Source organism: Mesorhizobium sp. CO1-1-7 (assembly GCF_020164885.1).
Taxonomy (GTDB): Bacteria; Pseudomonadota; Alphaproteobacteria; order Rhizobiales; family Rhizobiaceae; genus Mesorhizobium; species Mesorhizobium australicum.
Genome location: NZ_JAIUHA010000001.1, coordinates 583,849 through 597,802 on the forward strand (window position 1 = coordinate 583,849; position 13,954 = coordinate 597,802).

The 13,954-nt window shown below is 63.8% G+C and carries 15 protein-coding genes; 14 read left to right on the forward strand and 1 reads right to left on the reverse strand.

Going from position 1 to position 13,954, the window contains the following annotated elements; translation table 11 throughout:
- Positions 1–22: 22 nt before the first annotated feature.
- Positions 23–913, reverse strand: a complete 891-nt coding sequence (locus tag LB516_RS02650) for a DMT family transporter (RefSeq protein WP_140786928.1) — start codon at positions 911–913, stop codon at positions 23–25.
- Positions 914–937: 24 nt separating this feature from the next.
- On the opposite strand from LB516_RS02650, the gene LB516_RS02655 reads away from it, so the two are divergent.
- The 14 genes from LB516_RS02655 (at position 938) to dhaK (ending at position 13,946) form a co-directional block, all read left to right on the forward strand.
- Entirely contained in the window at positions 938–1,627 is a 690-nt protein-coding gene (locus LB516_RS02655; protein WP_140660528.1) for a PIG-L deacetylase family protein, read from the forward strand.
- A gap of 264 nt (positions 1,628–1,891) precedes the next feature.
- Positions 1,892–3,223, forward strand: a complete 1,332-nt coding sequence (locus tag LB516_RS02660) for an ABC transporter substrate-binding protein (protein WP_015314190.1) — start codon at positions 1,892–1,894, stop codon at positions 3,221–3,223.
- A gap of 123 nt (positions 3,224–3,346) precedes the next feature.
- A complete protein-coding gene (locus tag LB516_RS02665; RefSeq protein ID WP_041163577.1) occupies positions 3,347–4,294 on the forward strand; it encodes a carbohydrate ABC transporter permease in 948 nt (315 codons plus the stop codon).
- The gene (locus LB516_RS02670) at positions 4,291–5,241 is read left to right on the forward strand and encodes a carbohydrate ABC transporter permease (protein WP_015314192.1); all 951 of its coding nucleotides are present in this window, start codon (positions 4,291–4,293) and stop codon (positions 5,239–5,241) included. Before LB516_RS02665 ends, LB516_RS02670 begins: the two co-directional genes overlap by 4 nt.
- 217 nt (positions 5,242–5,458) lie before the next feature.
- A complete protein-coding gene (locus LB516_RS02675; protein ID WP_224524238.1) occupies positions 5,459–5,662 on the forward strand; it encodes a hypothetical protein in 204 nt (67 codons plus the stop codon).
- Positions 5,663–5,664: 2 nt separating this feature from the next.
- Positions 5,665–6,777 (forward strand): ABC transporter ATP-binding protein, encoded by a 1,113-nt coding sequence (locus tag LB516_RS02680; protein WP_140614919.1) that lies wholly within the window; start codon positions 5,665–5,667, stop codon positions 6,775–6,777.
- Positions 6,770–7,783, forward strand: a complete 1,014-nt coding sequence (locus tag LB516_RS02685) for an ABC transporter ATP-binding protein (protein WP_140614920.1) — start codon at positions 6,770–6,772, stop codon at positions 7,781–7,783. The genes LB516_RS02680 and LB516_RS02685 overlap by 8 nt, the downstream gene beginning before the upstream one ends.
- 68 nt (positions 7,784–7,851) lie before the next feature.
- Positions 7,852–9,495: a dihydroxyacetone kinase subunit DhaK gene (locus LB516_RS02690; protein ID WP_224718865.1), complete on the forward strand. Its 1,644-nt coding sequence runs from the start codon at positions 7,852–7,854 to the stop codon at positions 9,493–9,495.
- Positions 9,496–9,567: 72 nt separating this feature from the next.
- Entirely contained in the window at positions 9,568–10,170 is a 603-nt protein-coding gene (gene dhaL, locus LB516_RS02695) for a dihydroxyacetone kinase subunit DhaL (protein WP_140614922.1), read from the forward strand.
- The gene (dhaM, locus tag LB516_RS02700) at positions 10,167–10,556 is read left to right on the forward strand and encodes a dihydroxyacetone kinase phosphoryl donor subunit DhaM (RefSeq protein WP_015314198.1); all 390 of its coding nucleotides are present in this window, start codon (positions 10,167–10,169) and stop codon (positions 10,554–10,556) included. Before dhaL ends, dhaM begins: the two co-directional genes overlap by 4 nt.
- Positions 10,557–10,577: 21 nt before the next feature.
- Positions 10,578–10,880 carry an HPr family phosphocarrier protein gene (locus tag LB516_RS02705; RefSeq protein WP_015314199.1) on the forward strand — a complete coding sequence of 101 codons (303 nt, stop codon included), beginning with the start codon at positions 10,578–10,580 and terminating at the stop codon, positions 10,878–10,880.
- A gap of 41 nt (positions 10,881–10,921) precedes the next feature.
- The gene (ptsP, locus tag LB516_RS02710) at positions 10,922–12,496 is read left to right on the forward strand and encodes a phosphoenolpyruvate--protein phosphotransferase (protein WP_224718866.1); all 1,575 of its coding nucleotides are present in this window, start codon (positions 10,922–10,924) and stop codon (positions 12,494–12,496) included.
- Between the two features lie 2 nt (positions 12,497–12,498).
- Positions 12,499–12,921, forward strand: coding sequence for a hypothetical protein (locus LB516_RS02715; RefSeq protein ID WP_140660519.1), 423 nt, complete (start codon positions 12,499–12,501; stop codon positions 12,919–12,921).
- A gap of 38 nt (positions 12,922–12,959) precedes the next feature.
- Positions 12,960–13,946 carry a dihydroxyacetone kinase subunit DhaK gene (gene dhaK / locus LB516_RS02720; protein ID WP_224718867.1) on the forward strand — a complete coding sequence of 329 codons (987 nt, stop codon included), beginning with the start codon at positions 12,960–12,962 and terminating at the stop codon, positions 13,944–13,946.
- Positions 13,947–13,954 lie beyond the last annotated feature (8 nt).

Sequence of the window (13,954 nt, forward strand, 5' to 3'; positions counted from 1 at the left end):
AACTTTATCGCACCAGGCCTGGTTAGAGCCGTGCGCGGGAAAACGGATTCCAGCGCACCGTGCCCAGCCGCACTTCCTCGCGCACCATGGTCAGCAGGCCCGATCCGCCGACGACGGCGAGGCCGACAAGCGACAGCCAGTCCGGATATTCCTGGAAGAACAGCGCGCCGAGGATGACTGCCCAGACGATCTGCGAATAATGCGTCGGCGCAATCCGGTTGGCCGGAGCGTATTTGGCGGCCAGCAACTGCAGCAATTGTCCACAGGCGGTGAAGGCGCCCGCCATCACCAGCCATGCCAGCTGTTTTCCATCCGGGACGGTGAAGGAGGTCGCGGCGGCACCGATGCCGTTGAACAGCAGCCCATAGCCGATCAGCACGCCGAGCATGGTCGTGCGTTTTTCCTGCTGCGCCAGCGACCGCATCAGGATGACGTTGGTGGCGGCGAGGAAAGCGATGGTGAAAGCGGCAAGGTGACCAAGGTGCAGCTCGCGAAAGCCCGGCCTGACAACCAGCATGACGCCGGCAAAGCCGGCGACCACCGCCAGCCAGCGCCAGGGCCCGACCTTTTCCTTGAGGATCACGGTGGACAGAATGGTGACGCAGAGCGGCGCCAGAAAGATGAGCGCATAGGTCTCGGCCAGCGGAATGGTGGTGAAAGCATAGACGCTGAGCACGCCCGACGCGATGCCGGCCCAGGCCCGCGCCTGCACCGCCCAGGGACGTTTGGCACGCCAGAAATCACGCCAGCGCTCGTTGGCCGGCCGGCTGAAGAAGAGGAAGCAGCCGGCAAACAATGTCGAGAAGAAGCCGATCTCGAACACCGTGAATTGGCCGCCCAGGCTCTTGATAACGGCATCGCTGCCCGAATAGCTTGCATAGGCGATCAGGGCGAGCAGGATTCCGTTCGGCACGTTTTTCATTTCCGGGAGAGAAAGTTGAAAATACTGGCGCTCGGTGCCCATCCAGACGACATCGAGATCTTCATGTTCGGTACGATGGCCGCCTATGCCGCGCAAGGTGCAGAACTCACTTTTGCCGTGGCTACCGATGGTGCCAGGGGCGGCAACAGCGATCCCGCTGTGCTGGCTCGTGTCCGGCGCGAGGAGGCAATGGCCGCGGCCGCGCTGCTCGGGGCGGCAGCCCGCTTCCTCGACTTTCCCGATGGCGGGCTGGTGGCCGACGCCGCGCTGATCGATGCACTGAAAACACTGATCAGCGAGATCGGGCCGGACCTGGCGATCACGCACGCGCCCAACGACTATCATGCCGACCACCGCGCGCTGTCGGACGGCGTGCGCATCGCTGCTTCGTTCGGGGTTCCGGTGCTGCATGCCGATACGATGGGCGGCACCGGATTCTCGCCGACGCACTATGTCGATATTTCCGCCCATGCCGACATCAAGACCGAAGCGATCCGCATGCACCAGTCGCAGGACCCGGACCGCTTCGTTGACATTGCACTGACGCAGAACCTTTTTCGCTCGGGCCAGTGCAACGGCGCGCAAGGTTCGCTGGCCGAAGCTTTCCGCTTCGAGCCGACATTCCCCTTCGGCGACATCCGCGCGCTGCTGCCGCCGGCGCCACCGATCCGGACGGTGATGGTGAGCACCAAACGGGTCGACTGAACCCGCGGACGATCGGCCAGGGGTATCGCATTCCGCGCTCGTCCGCCTGATGCCCGGCGCTTTTCCCAACATTTTCAGAGACCGGCTTCAGCATGTTGCGGCGCAGCAACGAATTCGCTTGCCTTGTTTAGTAAAAATTGCATCACTAAACAAATTACTAAACATCCGCGACGCGACGACGCCGCCATGTTTGGGCCTCTGAGGAGAGAGGTTGAGGGATCTTGAGACCGTCATCCGGACGTGTTTCGCAAATGGGAGGAAGGCATGAAATCGAGCTTGAAACTGGCGTTGGGACTGACCTCGGCGATCGCAGCGTCGACAGCCGTCTCGAGTGCCGCGCACGCTGAAGACCTGACGCTATGCTGGGCCGCCTGGGACCCGGCCAACGCGCTGGTCGAACTGTCCAAGGATTTCACCAAGGAAACCGGCATCGGCATGAAATTCGAGTTCGTGCCGTGGACCAACTACGCCGATCGTTTCCTCAATGAGTTGAACTCGCATGGCAAGCTCTGCGACCTGATCATCGGCGACAGCCAATGGATCGGCGGCGCGGCCGAGAACGGCCATTACGTCAAGCTGAACGACTTCTTCGACAAGGAGAAGATCAGCATGGACGACTTCGTGCCGGCGACCGTCGTCGGCTATTCGGAATGGCCGAAGAACACGCCCAACTACTGGGCGCTGCCGGCCATGGGCGACGTCGTCGGCTGGACCTACCGCAAGGACTGGTTCTCCAAGCCCGAACTGCAGAAGGAATTCAAGGAGAAGTATGGCTGGGACCTCGGCCCGCCGGCCACTTTCGACCAGTTGAAGCAGATCGCCGAATTCTTCCAGAAGCGGCAGGTCGACGGCAAGACGGTCTATGGCGCCTCGATCTACACCGAGCGCGGCTCGGAAGGCATCACCATGGGCGCCATGGACGTGCTCTACAGCTATGGCTTCCAATACGAGAACCCGAAGAAGCCCTACGAGATGGAAGGCTTCGTCAATTCGCCAGACGCCGTCAAAGGCCTGGAATTCTACAAGGCGCTCTACGATTGCTGCACCCCTCCGGGCGCCTCGAACAGCTACATGGGCGAAGGCGTCGATGCCTTCAAATCCGGCCAGGTGGCGATGCACATGAACTTCGCCTTCACATGGCCGGGCCTGCAGAAGGACGAGAATGTCGGCGGCGACAAGATCGGCTATTTCGTCAATCCCAAGGGTCCCGGCGGCGCCCAGTTCGCCCAGCTCGGCGGCCAGGGTATCTCCGTGGTGTCCTATTCCGACAAGCAGGAATCGGCGCTGAAATACATCAAGTGGTTCGCCAACAAGGACGTCCAGGCCAAATGGTGGTCGCTCGGCGGTTATTCCTGCCTCAACGCGGTGGTCAAGGACCCGAAATTCCCGGCCAGCCAGCCCTATGCGCAAACCTTCCTCGACTCGATGGCGATCGTGAAGGACTTCTGGGCCGAGCCGAGCTACGCACCACTGCTGCAAGCCTCGCAGAAGCGCTTCCATGACTATGTCGTCGCCGGCCAGGGTTCGGCCAAGGATGCTCTCGACGGCCTGGTCAAGGACTGGACGCAGGTCTTCCAGGACGACGGCAAGATGTAGCCGCGACAACCGCAAGGCTCCTCCCGAGCCATGACGCCGCGTCCCGTGCCGCCCTTGGCACGGGACGCGGTTCAGATAAATTCCATGACAGAGACGAACGAAGTGACCGAAGCAGGACTGACCATGCTCAATCGGACCGCGGAGACCGTTGCCCGGGCGACCCCGGAACCGTTGGCCCGCAAGGTCCGGGGCATCAGCGACAAGGGCCTCGCCTGGCTGTTCATCTCGCCGACGATCCTGTTGCTGCTCGCCATCAACATCTTCCCGCTGTTCTGGGCGATCTACCTGTCGTTCACCAATTTTCGCGCGAACCGGCCAAACGAGGTGGTGAAGAACCTCGGCTTCGCCAATTACCAGCGCATCCTTGGCGACCAGGACATCTGGATCGCCATGCAGACGACGGCGCATTTCGTGTTCTGGACCATCCTCTTGCAGACGCTGATCGGCTTCACGCTGGCCTGGCTGATCGACCGCAAGTTTCGCGGCCACGCTTTCTGGACGACGCTGATCCTGGTGCCGATGATGCTGTCGCCGGCGGTGGTCGGTAATTTCTGGCGCTTCCTCTACGAGCCGCAGATCGGCCTGTTTTCCTATGTCATCTCGTTCGTGTCGGGCATTCCGCCGACAAGCATCCAGATGCTTTCCAACGTCTCGCTGGCGCCGTGGTCGATCATCATCGTCGATACCTGGATGTGGACGCCCTACGTGATGCTGATCTGCCTCGCGGGCCTGCGCTCGATCCCCGAATATATTTATGAAGCGGCCGAGGTCGACCGCGCCTCCAACTGGCGGCAGTTCTGGTCGATCACGCTGCCGATGGCGCTGCCCTTCATCATGCTGGCGGTGCTGTTTCGCGGCATCGAGAACTTCAAGATGTTCGACATGGTCAACCTGCTCACCGGCGGCGGGCCGGGCTCGACCACCGAAGTCGCCTCGATCACGCTGAAACGGCAGGCCTTCGAGAGCTGGCGTACCGGCTATTCCTCTGCCTTCGCCATCATCCTGTTCGTCGCGGTGTTCGGTCTCGCCAACATCTACGTCAAGGCGCTCAACAAGGTGAAGCAGAGATGAGCCTGACCACAGCCCATTCGGTCGTCGCGCCCTCGTCGAATTCGAAGCGCATCGCCGGCGCCATCATCATCGCCTACGCGTTGATCTCGATCGTGCCGCTCTTGTGGATCTTCGCCACCAGCTTCAAGACGCCGCCGGATTCGATCGCCTATCCGCCCAAGATCGTGTTCCAGCCGAGCATCGAGGGCTACTGCAACCTGTTCACGACGCGCACCAGGCAGACGCCTGAATATATCAACTCGCTCGGACCGGCGACGGGCTTCTGCGACGAGACCGTGCGCAAGCGCAACATGGTGATCGCCGGACCATCCAACTTCCTGCCGCGCTTCATCAATTCGCTGATCATCGCCTTCGGCTCGACCTTCTGCGCCGTCTTTCTCGGCACATTGTCGGCCTACGGCTTCTCGCGCTTCAAGGTGCCGCTCGCCGACGACCTTCTGTTCTTCATCCTGTCGACACGCTTCATGCCGCCGATCGCGGTCGCCATTCCCATCTACCTGATGTACCGCGAGCTTGGCCTGTCGGACACCGCCCTCGGCATGATCCTGCTCTACACGGCCGTCAACGTGTCGCTGGCGGTGTGGCTGCTCAAAGGCTTCATCGACGAGATCCCGCGCGAATATGAGGAGGCGGCGATGATCGACGGCTACACGCGACTGCAGGCCTTCTGGCGCACCGTGCTGCCGCAGGCGACCACCGGCATTGCCGCGACGGCGATTTTCTGCCTGATCTTCGCCTGGAACGAATACGCCTTCGCCGCCCTGCTGACTTCCGGCACGGCACAAACAGCGCCGCCCTTCATCCCGACCATCATAGGCGAAGGCGGCCAGGACTGGCCGGCCGTGGCGGCCGGCACGACGATCTTCCTGGTACCGATCCTGGTCTTCACCATCCTGCTCCGCAAGCAATTGCTGCGCGGCATCACCTTCGGTGCGGTGCGCAAATGATTAGTGTGGGAGTAAGTCGACCCCCACTCCGTCGAGCTTCGCTCGACACCTCTCTCCCGATCGGCGGGGTAGAGGAAGGGCGCGAACTTGATTCAGCCAGGCTCCCTTCCTCTCCCTCCGGAGGGGCGAGAGGTGGCGCGGCGGAGCAGCGACGGAGTGGGGGAACCACCGGGCAACCATCTCTCCCTTTGAACGGGGAAAAGGGAGGAAGCTACGCATGACGCGCCCCGCCATCTCCAGGAAATCGCGCTGGCCCCGCTGGGCCAGGCGCGGGCTGATGGAAAACATTGCCACGGCGCTGATCGCCATCGGCTTCCTGATGCTGTTCCAGCCCTTCGCGCTGTCGCTCTATACCTATTCCTTCATCACCATGCTCGCCGGCACCGTGATGTTCATCATCGTCTCGAAGTTCCCGGAATAATCATGGCCGAAATTCGCGTCCAACATCTGAGAAAGGCCTTCGGCGATTTCGTCGCCGTCCAGGATTCCAACTTCGTCGTCGAGGACGGCGAGTTCTTCGTCATGCTGGGGCCATCGGGCTGCGGCAAGACGACGACACTGAGAATGATCGCCGGGCTCGAACTGCCGACCGGCGGCCAGATCCTGCTCGGCGGCGACGACGTCACCATGCTCAGGGCCCGCGAGCGCGACATCGCCTTCGTCTTCCAGCTGTTCGCGCTCTATCCGCACATGAATGTGCGCAAAAACATCGGTTTTCCGCTCTTGGCGCAAGGCATGCCCTCGGCCGAGATCCGCACCCGCGTCGAGGAAACGGCGAAGCTTCTGCGCATCGACCATCTGCTCAACAAATCCGTATCCGGTCTTGCCGGCGGCGACCGCCAGCGCGTCGCGCTCGGCCGCGCCATCGTGAGGCGGCCGAAATGCTTCCTGATGGACGAGCCACTCGGCACGCTCGACACTGAATTCCGTGACCTAATGGTCCATGAGCTGCGCGAACTGCACAACCGCATCCACGCGACGACCGTGTACGTCACACATGACCAGATGGAAGCGATGTCGATGGCCGACAAGATCGCGGTGATGAACCACGGCGTCATCGAGCAGTTCGGCACGCCCCGCGAGATCTACGACCGCCCCGCTACCATGTTCGTGGCCGACTTCATCGGCTCGCCGCCGATGAATTTTTTGAAATTTGGCGGTGGACTCACAAAAGGCGCTAAGGAGGTGGTCGTCCAAGGGGCGACAGTGGCAGTGCCAGAGGTGCGCGAGGACGTAGCACCTGCCGACATGGCGCTCGGCATTCGCCCCGAACACATCCGCTTCGACGATGCATCCAAGCTGCGCGGCGCCATCTACGGCACCGAATATCTCGGCACCACCCAGATCGTCGCGGTGGAAACGGCGGACGGCATCATCAAGGCGCGGGTGCCGGCCGAAATCCGGCTCAATGCTGGCGACCATGTCGGCCTCACACTGAACGGCGCGCGGCTGTCGCTGTTCGAAAAAGGCTCCGGGCGCGCGGTGAGAACGGCAATCCACGACACAGCGTCGTTGGGGAGAGCGCAGCATGGCTGACGTGCACATCAAAGGCGTGACCAAAAGCTTCGGCGACCATGTCGCCGTCAGCGGGCTCGACCTGCATATATCGGACGGCGAATTCGTCGTGCTCTTGGGGCCGACCGGCGCCGGCAAGACGACCACACTGCGGCTGATTGCAGGGCTGGAACGGCCGGATGCAGGTACGATCGAGATCGGCGGCCACAATGCCACGACCCTGTCACCGGCCGAGCGCGACACAGCCTTCGTCTTCCAGCAATATTCGCTCTATCCGCATCTGTCGGTGTTCGACAATCTCGCCTTCCCACTGCGCTCGCCGGCGCGGAAAATACCGGAAGACCAAATCCGCCGCCGGGTCGAGGAGGTCGCGAAGATGGTGCGCATCCATCACAAGCTTTCCAACCGTTCGACCAAATTGTCGGGCGGCGAAATGCAGCGTGTCGCCATCGGCCGCGCGCTGGTGCGCAAGCCTTCCATCTACCTGATGGACGAGCCGCTGTCGTCGCTCGACGCCAAGCTGCGCGCGGATCTCAGGCTCGAATTGAAGCGCATCCAGTCCGAGCTCGGTGCCACCATGCTCTACGTCACGCACGACCAGATCGAGGCGATGACCATGGCCGATCGCATCGGCATCCTCGCCGACGGCGTGCTGGTACAGATCGGTTCACCACGAACCATTTATTCGGAACCGGCAAATCTGCATGTCGCTGCAAGGCTCGGCCAGCCGGCGATCAATCTTTTGCCGACGGGGCTACTTCCCGATGGCGGCGCGCCGGCCGGCACCAGGACAATCGGCGCGCGCACCGAGCACCTGGCGATCGAGAAGGCCGTGAATGGCCATGCTGATGGCGTCGTCGACTGGGTCGAGCATCTCGGCGACCAGAACCATCTGCACGTGACGGTGGGGCCGAAGAAGCTGGTGACGCTGACCGACCCCGACACCGATCTGGCGCAAGGCGACAAGGTGGTGATCCGCTACCGCTCGCCGCTCTATTTCGGCGCCGACGGACAACGATTGATGTGAGCGGCTTCGGCGCCCCCGCCAAGGCGACGCCGGCTTCCGATTGAGATTGCGAATACGGGACGAATTCGATGAAGCACTTTTTCAACCGCAGGGAAACGATCGTCACCGAGGCCCTGGACGGCCTGTTGCGCACCATTGGCTCAGGCGACCTCGCGCGCCTCGACGGGTATCCCGAGATCAAGGTCGTGCTGCGCGCCGATTGGGACAAGTCCAAGGTTGCCGTCGTCTCCGGCGGCGGCGCCGGGCACGAGCCGTCGCATGCCGGCTTCGTCGGCAAAGGCATGCTGACGGCGGCGGTCTCGGGCGAGATCTTCGCCTCGCCGAGCGTCGAAGCGGTGCTGGCGGCCATTCGCGCGGTCACCGGACCAGCCGGTTGCCTGCTGATCGTCAAGAACTACACCGGCGACCGGCTCAATTTCGGCCTCGCTGCCGAGAAGGCGCGCGCCGAAGGTTTTGCCGTCGAGATGGTGATCGTCGCCGACGACATCGCGCTGCCCGACATCGCCCAGCCGCGCGGCGTTGCCGGCACATTATTCGTGCACAAGATATCAGGCCACCTGTCGGAAGCCGGCAAGGACCTGGTATCCGTCGCGGCGGCCGCGCGTGCGGCGGCAAAGGATATCATCTCGCTCGGAATGTCGTTGTCGTCCTGCTCCATTCCCGGCCAGCCGCACGAGGACAGGTTTGGCGAAAACGATGGCGAGCTCGGCCTCGGCATCCACGGTGAGCCGGGCGTCGAGCGCATCGCGGTGCAGAGTGCCGACAAGCTGGTGGCTGTCATGGCGGAGCGCCTCGCGGGGCGGCTCGACACGAAGGCCGATCATGCCTTGCTGATCAACAATCTCGGCTCCGTGCCGCCGCTCGAAATGTCGCTGGTTGCCAATGCGGTGCTTGCCTCACCGCTGGCAAAGACAGTGAAGTTCACAACCGGTCCCGGATCGTTGATGACGGCACTCAACATGAACGGGTTCTCGCTGTCGCTGATCCGGCTCGATGCGGCACGCGAGGCCGCCTTGCTGGCGCCGGTCGCCCCGCACGCCTGGATGCCCGCCAAGCCGCTCGTTGCGCCCGCTGTCGTACCGATGGCGAAAGCAGCCGGACAAAGCGCGGCACACAGGGCCAGCCAGGATGCCGGCACCAGGCGCTTGATCGTCACGGTCTGCGAGAAGCTGATTTCGCTCGAAGCGGCATTGAACGGACTGGACGCCAAGGCGGGCGACGGCGACACCGGCTCGACGGTGGCGACCGGCGCACGAAGCGTTCTTGATCGGCTCGACACGCTGCCGCTTGCCGACCCCGCGGCGACCCTAGGTGCAGTGGGCGACATATTGAGCGCATCGATGGGCGGCTCCAGCGGGGTGCTGCTGTCGATCTTTTTCACGGCGGCCGGACGGGCCCTGGACGCTGGCGCCAGTGTGCCCAAGGCCCTGCTCGCCGGGCTTGAACGCATGACCTTCTACGGTGGCGCCAAACCCGGCGATCGCACCATGGTCGATGCGCTGGAGCCGGCCTTGAAGGCCCTCGACGGCAACGGCCTTGGCGACGCGGCGACAGCAGCCCGGCGCGGTGCGGAGGCCACCGCGGCCATGGAGAAGGCAAAAGCCGGGCGGTCCGCCTATGTCGGTGCCGGATTGCAGGGCGTGGTCGATCCGGGTGCTCATGCCGTGGCAGAGGTGTTCGCGGCCGCCGCCACACTGCTTGTCACGGCCTGACGCATGCACCAGTTGTCGAACGACCGCTCTTTCGCTACTGCCGGCAAGGTGCAAACCGGGAATTCGGGCGACATGACGGCGCTGGACCTTTCGAGGCTTATCACGGCCGCCGCGGATGCGATTGCCGCGCACGCCGAGGAACTGACCGCGCTCGACCAGGCGATCGGCGACGGCGACCACGGGCTGAACATGAAGCGCGGCTTCGACGCCGTACGGGCCGAGGCCGACGTGTTCGCCGCGAAGCCGTTGCCGGACGCCCTGAAGGCAATTGGCACCAAGCTGGTGATGACGGTGGGCGGCGCTTCCGGCCCGTTGTTCGGCACGCTGTTCATGGCGCTCGGCAAGGAGATTTCGGTTGAACCCGACCGCGCCGATCTGACGGCTGCCTTCGGCAAGGCGATCGAAGCGGTGGCCGCGCGCGGCAAGTCGCAGGTAGGACAAAAAACCATGCTCGATGTGCTGCGGCCGGTGCATGACGCCTTGGCCGGGGAAAGGACGGCGGCTGAAATAGCCAACGTCGCCGACGCCGCGGCCGAAGCCACCGTGCCTATGAAGGCACTGCGCGGCCGCGCCTCGTTCCTCGGAGACCGCTCGATCGGCCATATGGATGCCGGCGCGCGCTCGACCGCGCTGCTGGTGCGCACGCTGGCGCAAATCATCGGGGGCAAAGCATGAGCAATGTCGGGATTGTGATCGTGTCGCATTCGCCGCTGGTCGCCGAGGGCACGGCCGACATGGTACGCCAAATGGTCGGCGACGAGGTGCCGCTTGCATGGTGCGGCGGAAACGGCCATGGCGGGCTCGGCACCAATGTCGAGGCGATCATGGGCGCCATCGACAAGGCCTGGTCGGACGCCGGCGTCGCCATTCTTGTCGATCTCGGCGGCGCCGAGACCAATTCGGAAATGGCGGTGGAATTGATCGGCGAGCCGCGTGCGCACAAAATCATCGTCTGCAACGCGCCGATCGTCGAGGGCGCGGTGATGGCGGCGACCGAGGCATCCGGCGGCGCCTCGCTCCGGGAAGTGGTGGCGACGGCGCACGAATTGTCGCCGTCGTGAGCGAATGGGATTTTTGAACACATGTCCGCAACCGCCGAAGCGACCGTCCTGATCACCCACGATGTGGGCCTGCACGCGCGTCCTTCGGTGAAGTTCACCAAGCTCGCCAAGAGCTTTGCCGCCGAGGTGGAGATTGCACTCGCCGCCAACGGCCCATGGTTCGATGCAAAAAGCATCGTCAAGGTGATGGCGGCCAAGGCGCCGAAGGGCACGGTGCTGCACATCAGGGCCAATGGCGATGGTGCCGATGATGCTATCCGGGCGCTGGTCGAACTGGTGCAGCGCGATTTCGACGAGGACGCCGGCCATGTCCGCTCGGCTTGAGGCCGATCCGCGCCTGCGCTCACCCGCTGGGAACGCGTGCCATGCGTATTGAGGGTGTTCCTGCCTCGGCCGGCTATGCCGAGGGACCTCTGTTCGACCTCGGCCAGCCCGCGGGCATTTACGTTAGCAAGGCAAGCTCCGTCGAGGAGAGGACGTCCCTGCAGGCCGCGATCGGCAAGGCGGTGAACCGGCTCGTGGCCATGGTCGGAACCGCCGAGAAAGATGCGGCCGACATACTCGAATTCCACATCGCCATGCTGGAAGACGACGCGCTGAGCGGGCCGGCCTTCGCATCGATCGCTTCCGGAACACCCGCCGACACGGCCTGGCGGCAGGCGCTCGATGCCGAGATCGCCGGCTACGAGGCTTCGGACCAGGATTATTTCCGCGCCCGCGCCACGGACCTTCGGGATATCAGGGACCAGGTGCTGCGTGCCCTGACCGAGGACAGTGACCAAGCCGCGCCGTCCGGCGCCATCCTCTACGGCGAGGACATCGCGCCGACGCGCTTTCTCGAAACCGACTGGAGCCATGGCGGCGGCATCGCGCTGACGGCAGGCAGCACCGCCAGCCATGTCGCCATGCTGGCGCGCTCGCGTGGCGTGCCGATGGTCGTGGGCCTGCGCGAGCCGCTCACCGCCGTTGCCGACATGGCACTGCTCGACGCGGAGCACGGCAATATCGTCCTGGCGCCCTCGCCGGCCGAGATCGGCTCGTTCCGGCAGTCATCCTCTTCCTTCACCGCCGGCCAAGGTAAGGCACGGACTTTTCTGGCGCGGCCGGCCGTGACAAAAACCGGCACGACGGTGCGCGTACAGGTCAACATCGCCGACCCTAGGGATGTCGATGCCATCGACATCGCGACCTGCGACGGTGTCGGCCTGATGCGCACCGAATTCCTGTTCGGCAAGACGCTGCCGGATGAGGAGACGCAGTATCGTGCCTATCGCAAGGTGCTGGAATGGGCAGGCGAAAAGCCGGTGACGATCCGTACCGTCGATGCCGGCGGCGACAAGCCGGTGCCGGGCTTCACCGTCGAGGAAGGCAATCCATTTCTTGGCCTGCGCGGCATCAGGCTGTCGCTGGCCAGGCCCGAAATATTCCGGATTCAAATCAGGGCATTGCTGCGCGCCGCGCCACACGGCAATCTCAAAATCATGTTTCCGATGATCGCCACGTCAGCAGAGTACGAGAGCGCCGCCGCCCTGTTCGCCGAGGAGCGAGTAGCCCTTGCCGCGCGCGGCATCACGCAAAAAGTGCCGCCGCTCGGCATCATGGTCGAAGTGCCTTCGGTGGCCATCGCGCCGGAGGCGTTTACCGGCGTCGCCTTCCTGTCGATCGGTTCCAACGATCTGACGCAATATGTGATGGCGGCCGCGCGCGACAATGCCGCTGTGGCACACCTGAACTCAGTCCGTCATCCTGCGGTGTTGAGGCTGATCGCTTCGGTCGCGGCCTTTGGACGGGAGACCGGGATCGCCGTCAGCCTGTGCGGCGATGCCGGCGGCGACCCCGCCTCGATTCCCTCTCTGCTGGAAGCCGGTCTGCGCGATCTTTCCGTGGCGCCGGCGCAACTCGCCATGGCCAAGGCGGCCATAGCCGACGTTCCGGTCTAGGCATGGCCGACATCAAACCCGAACCCGGTTCCGAAGAAGCGATCCGCGCCTACAAGACGATCCTGTCGCAGGTTATCGACCAGCGGCCGTCCGGCATGCGCCAGCGGCTCGCCGATGCGCTTGGCAAGCACCGCAGCTTCGTCACGCAGATTTCGAGCCCGAGCTACTCGATTCCCATTCCGTCGAAACATCTGCCGGCCATCTTTTCCGTCTGCCATTTCAGCCAGGCCGAGCGGGACCAGTTTCTTGCCGCCTATCACCAGGCACATCCCGGGAAGATCTCGGTCGCCTCGGGCGCGCGCAAGACAAGGCACGTTTCGCTCATTGTGCCCGATTTCGGCGACGACAAGCAGAACGCGGCGCTCGACCGAGCGATCAACGAATTCATCCAGAAGGTCACCAGCATCACCGGCAAGAGCGGCTGAACGACCCTTGATGCTGGCTATTTCGGGAGGAGACGGCCGTGAAGAAATTCATGAACTCGGTGGACACGGTACTGACCGAGAGCCTTGACGGTTTCGCGGCCGCCCATGCCGACATCCTTGTGCTTGGCGAGGAGCACAAATTCATCCGCCGCAAGATACTCAAGCCGGGCAAGGTGGCGCTGATCTCCGGCGGCGGCTCCGGCCACGAGCCGCTGCATGGCGGCTTTGTCGGCCGTGGCATGCTGGACGCCGCCTGTCCCGGCCAGGTGTTCACCTCGCCGACACCGGATCAGATGCTGGCGGCCGCGCAAGCCGTCGACACCGGCGCCGGCTGCCTGTTCATCGTCAAGAACTACGAAGGCGACGTGATGAACTTCGAGATGGCGGCGGAGATGTCCGATGGCGTGCTGCAGGTCGTCACCAATGACGACGTCGCCGTCGAGAATTCGTCCTACACAACCGGGCGGCGCGGCGTGGCGGGCACGCTGGTGGTGGAAAAGATCGTTGGCGCCGCCGCCGAGCACGGGGTGGCGTTGCCGGCGTTGAAGGCGCTGGGTGACCGCGTCAACGACGCCACCCGCTCGATGGGCGTGGCATTGACCAGCGGCACCGTGCCGGCTGCCGGCAAACCGACCTTCGACATCGGCGAAGGCGAGATGGAATTCGGCGTCGGCATCCATGGCGAGCCCGGCCGCCGGCGCGACAGGCTGAAAAGCGCCGATGCAATTGTCGAAGAAATCTGCGCTGCGATCCTGGGCGATCTCGACGACAGGGCGAAAGGACCCGCGCTGCTGTTCGTCAACGGCTTCGGCGGCACGCCGCTGATGGAGCTCTATCTGATGTACAACAGCGCCCGCCGGATTTTCGAGCAACATGGCGTGACGGTTACCCGGTCGCTGGTCGGCACCTATGTCACCTCGCTCGACATGGCCGGCTGCTCGATCACGCTGAGCCTGCTCGACGACGAACTGACGGAATGGTGGGACGCACCTGTCCACACCGCCGCGCTGCGCTGGGGCGTGTAAGGCTGGCT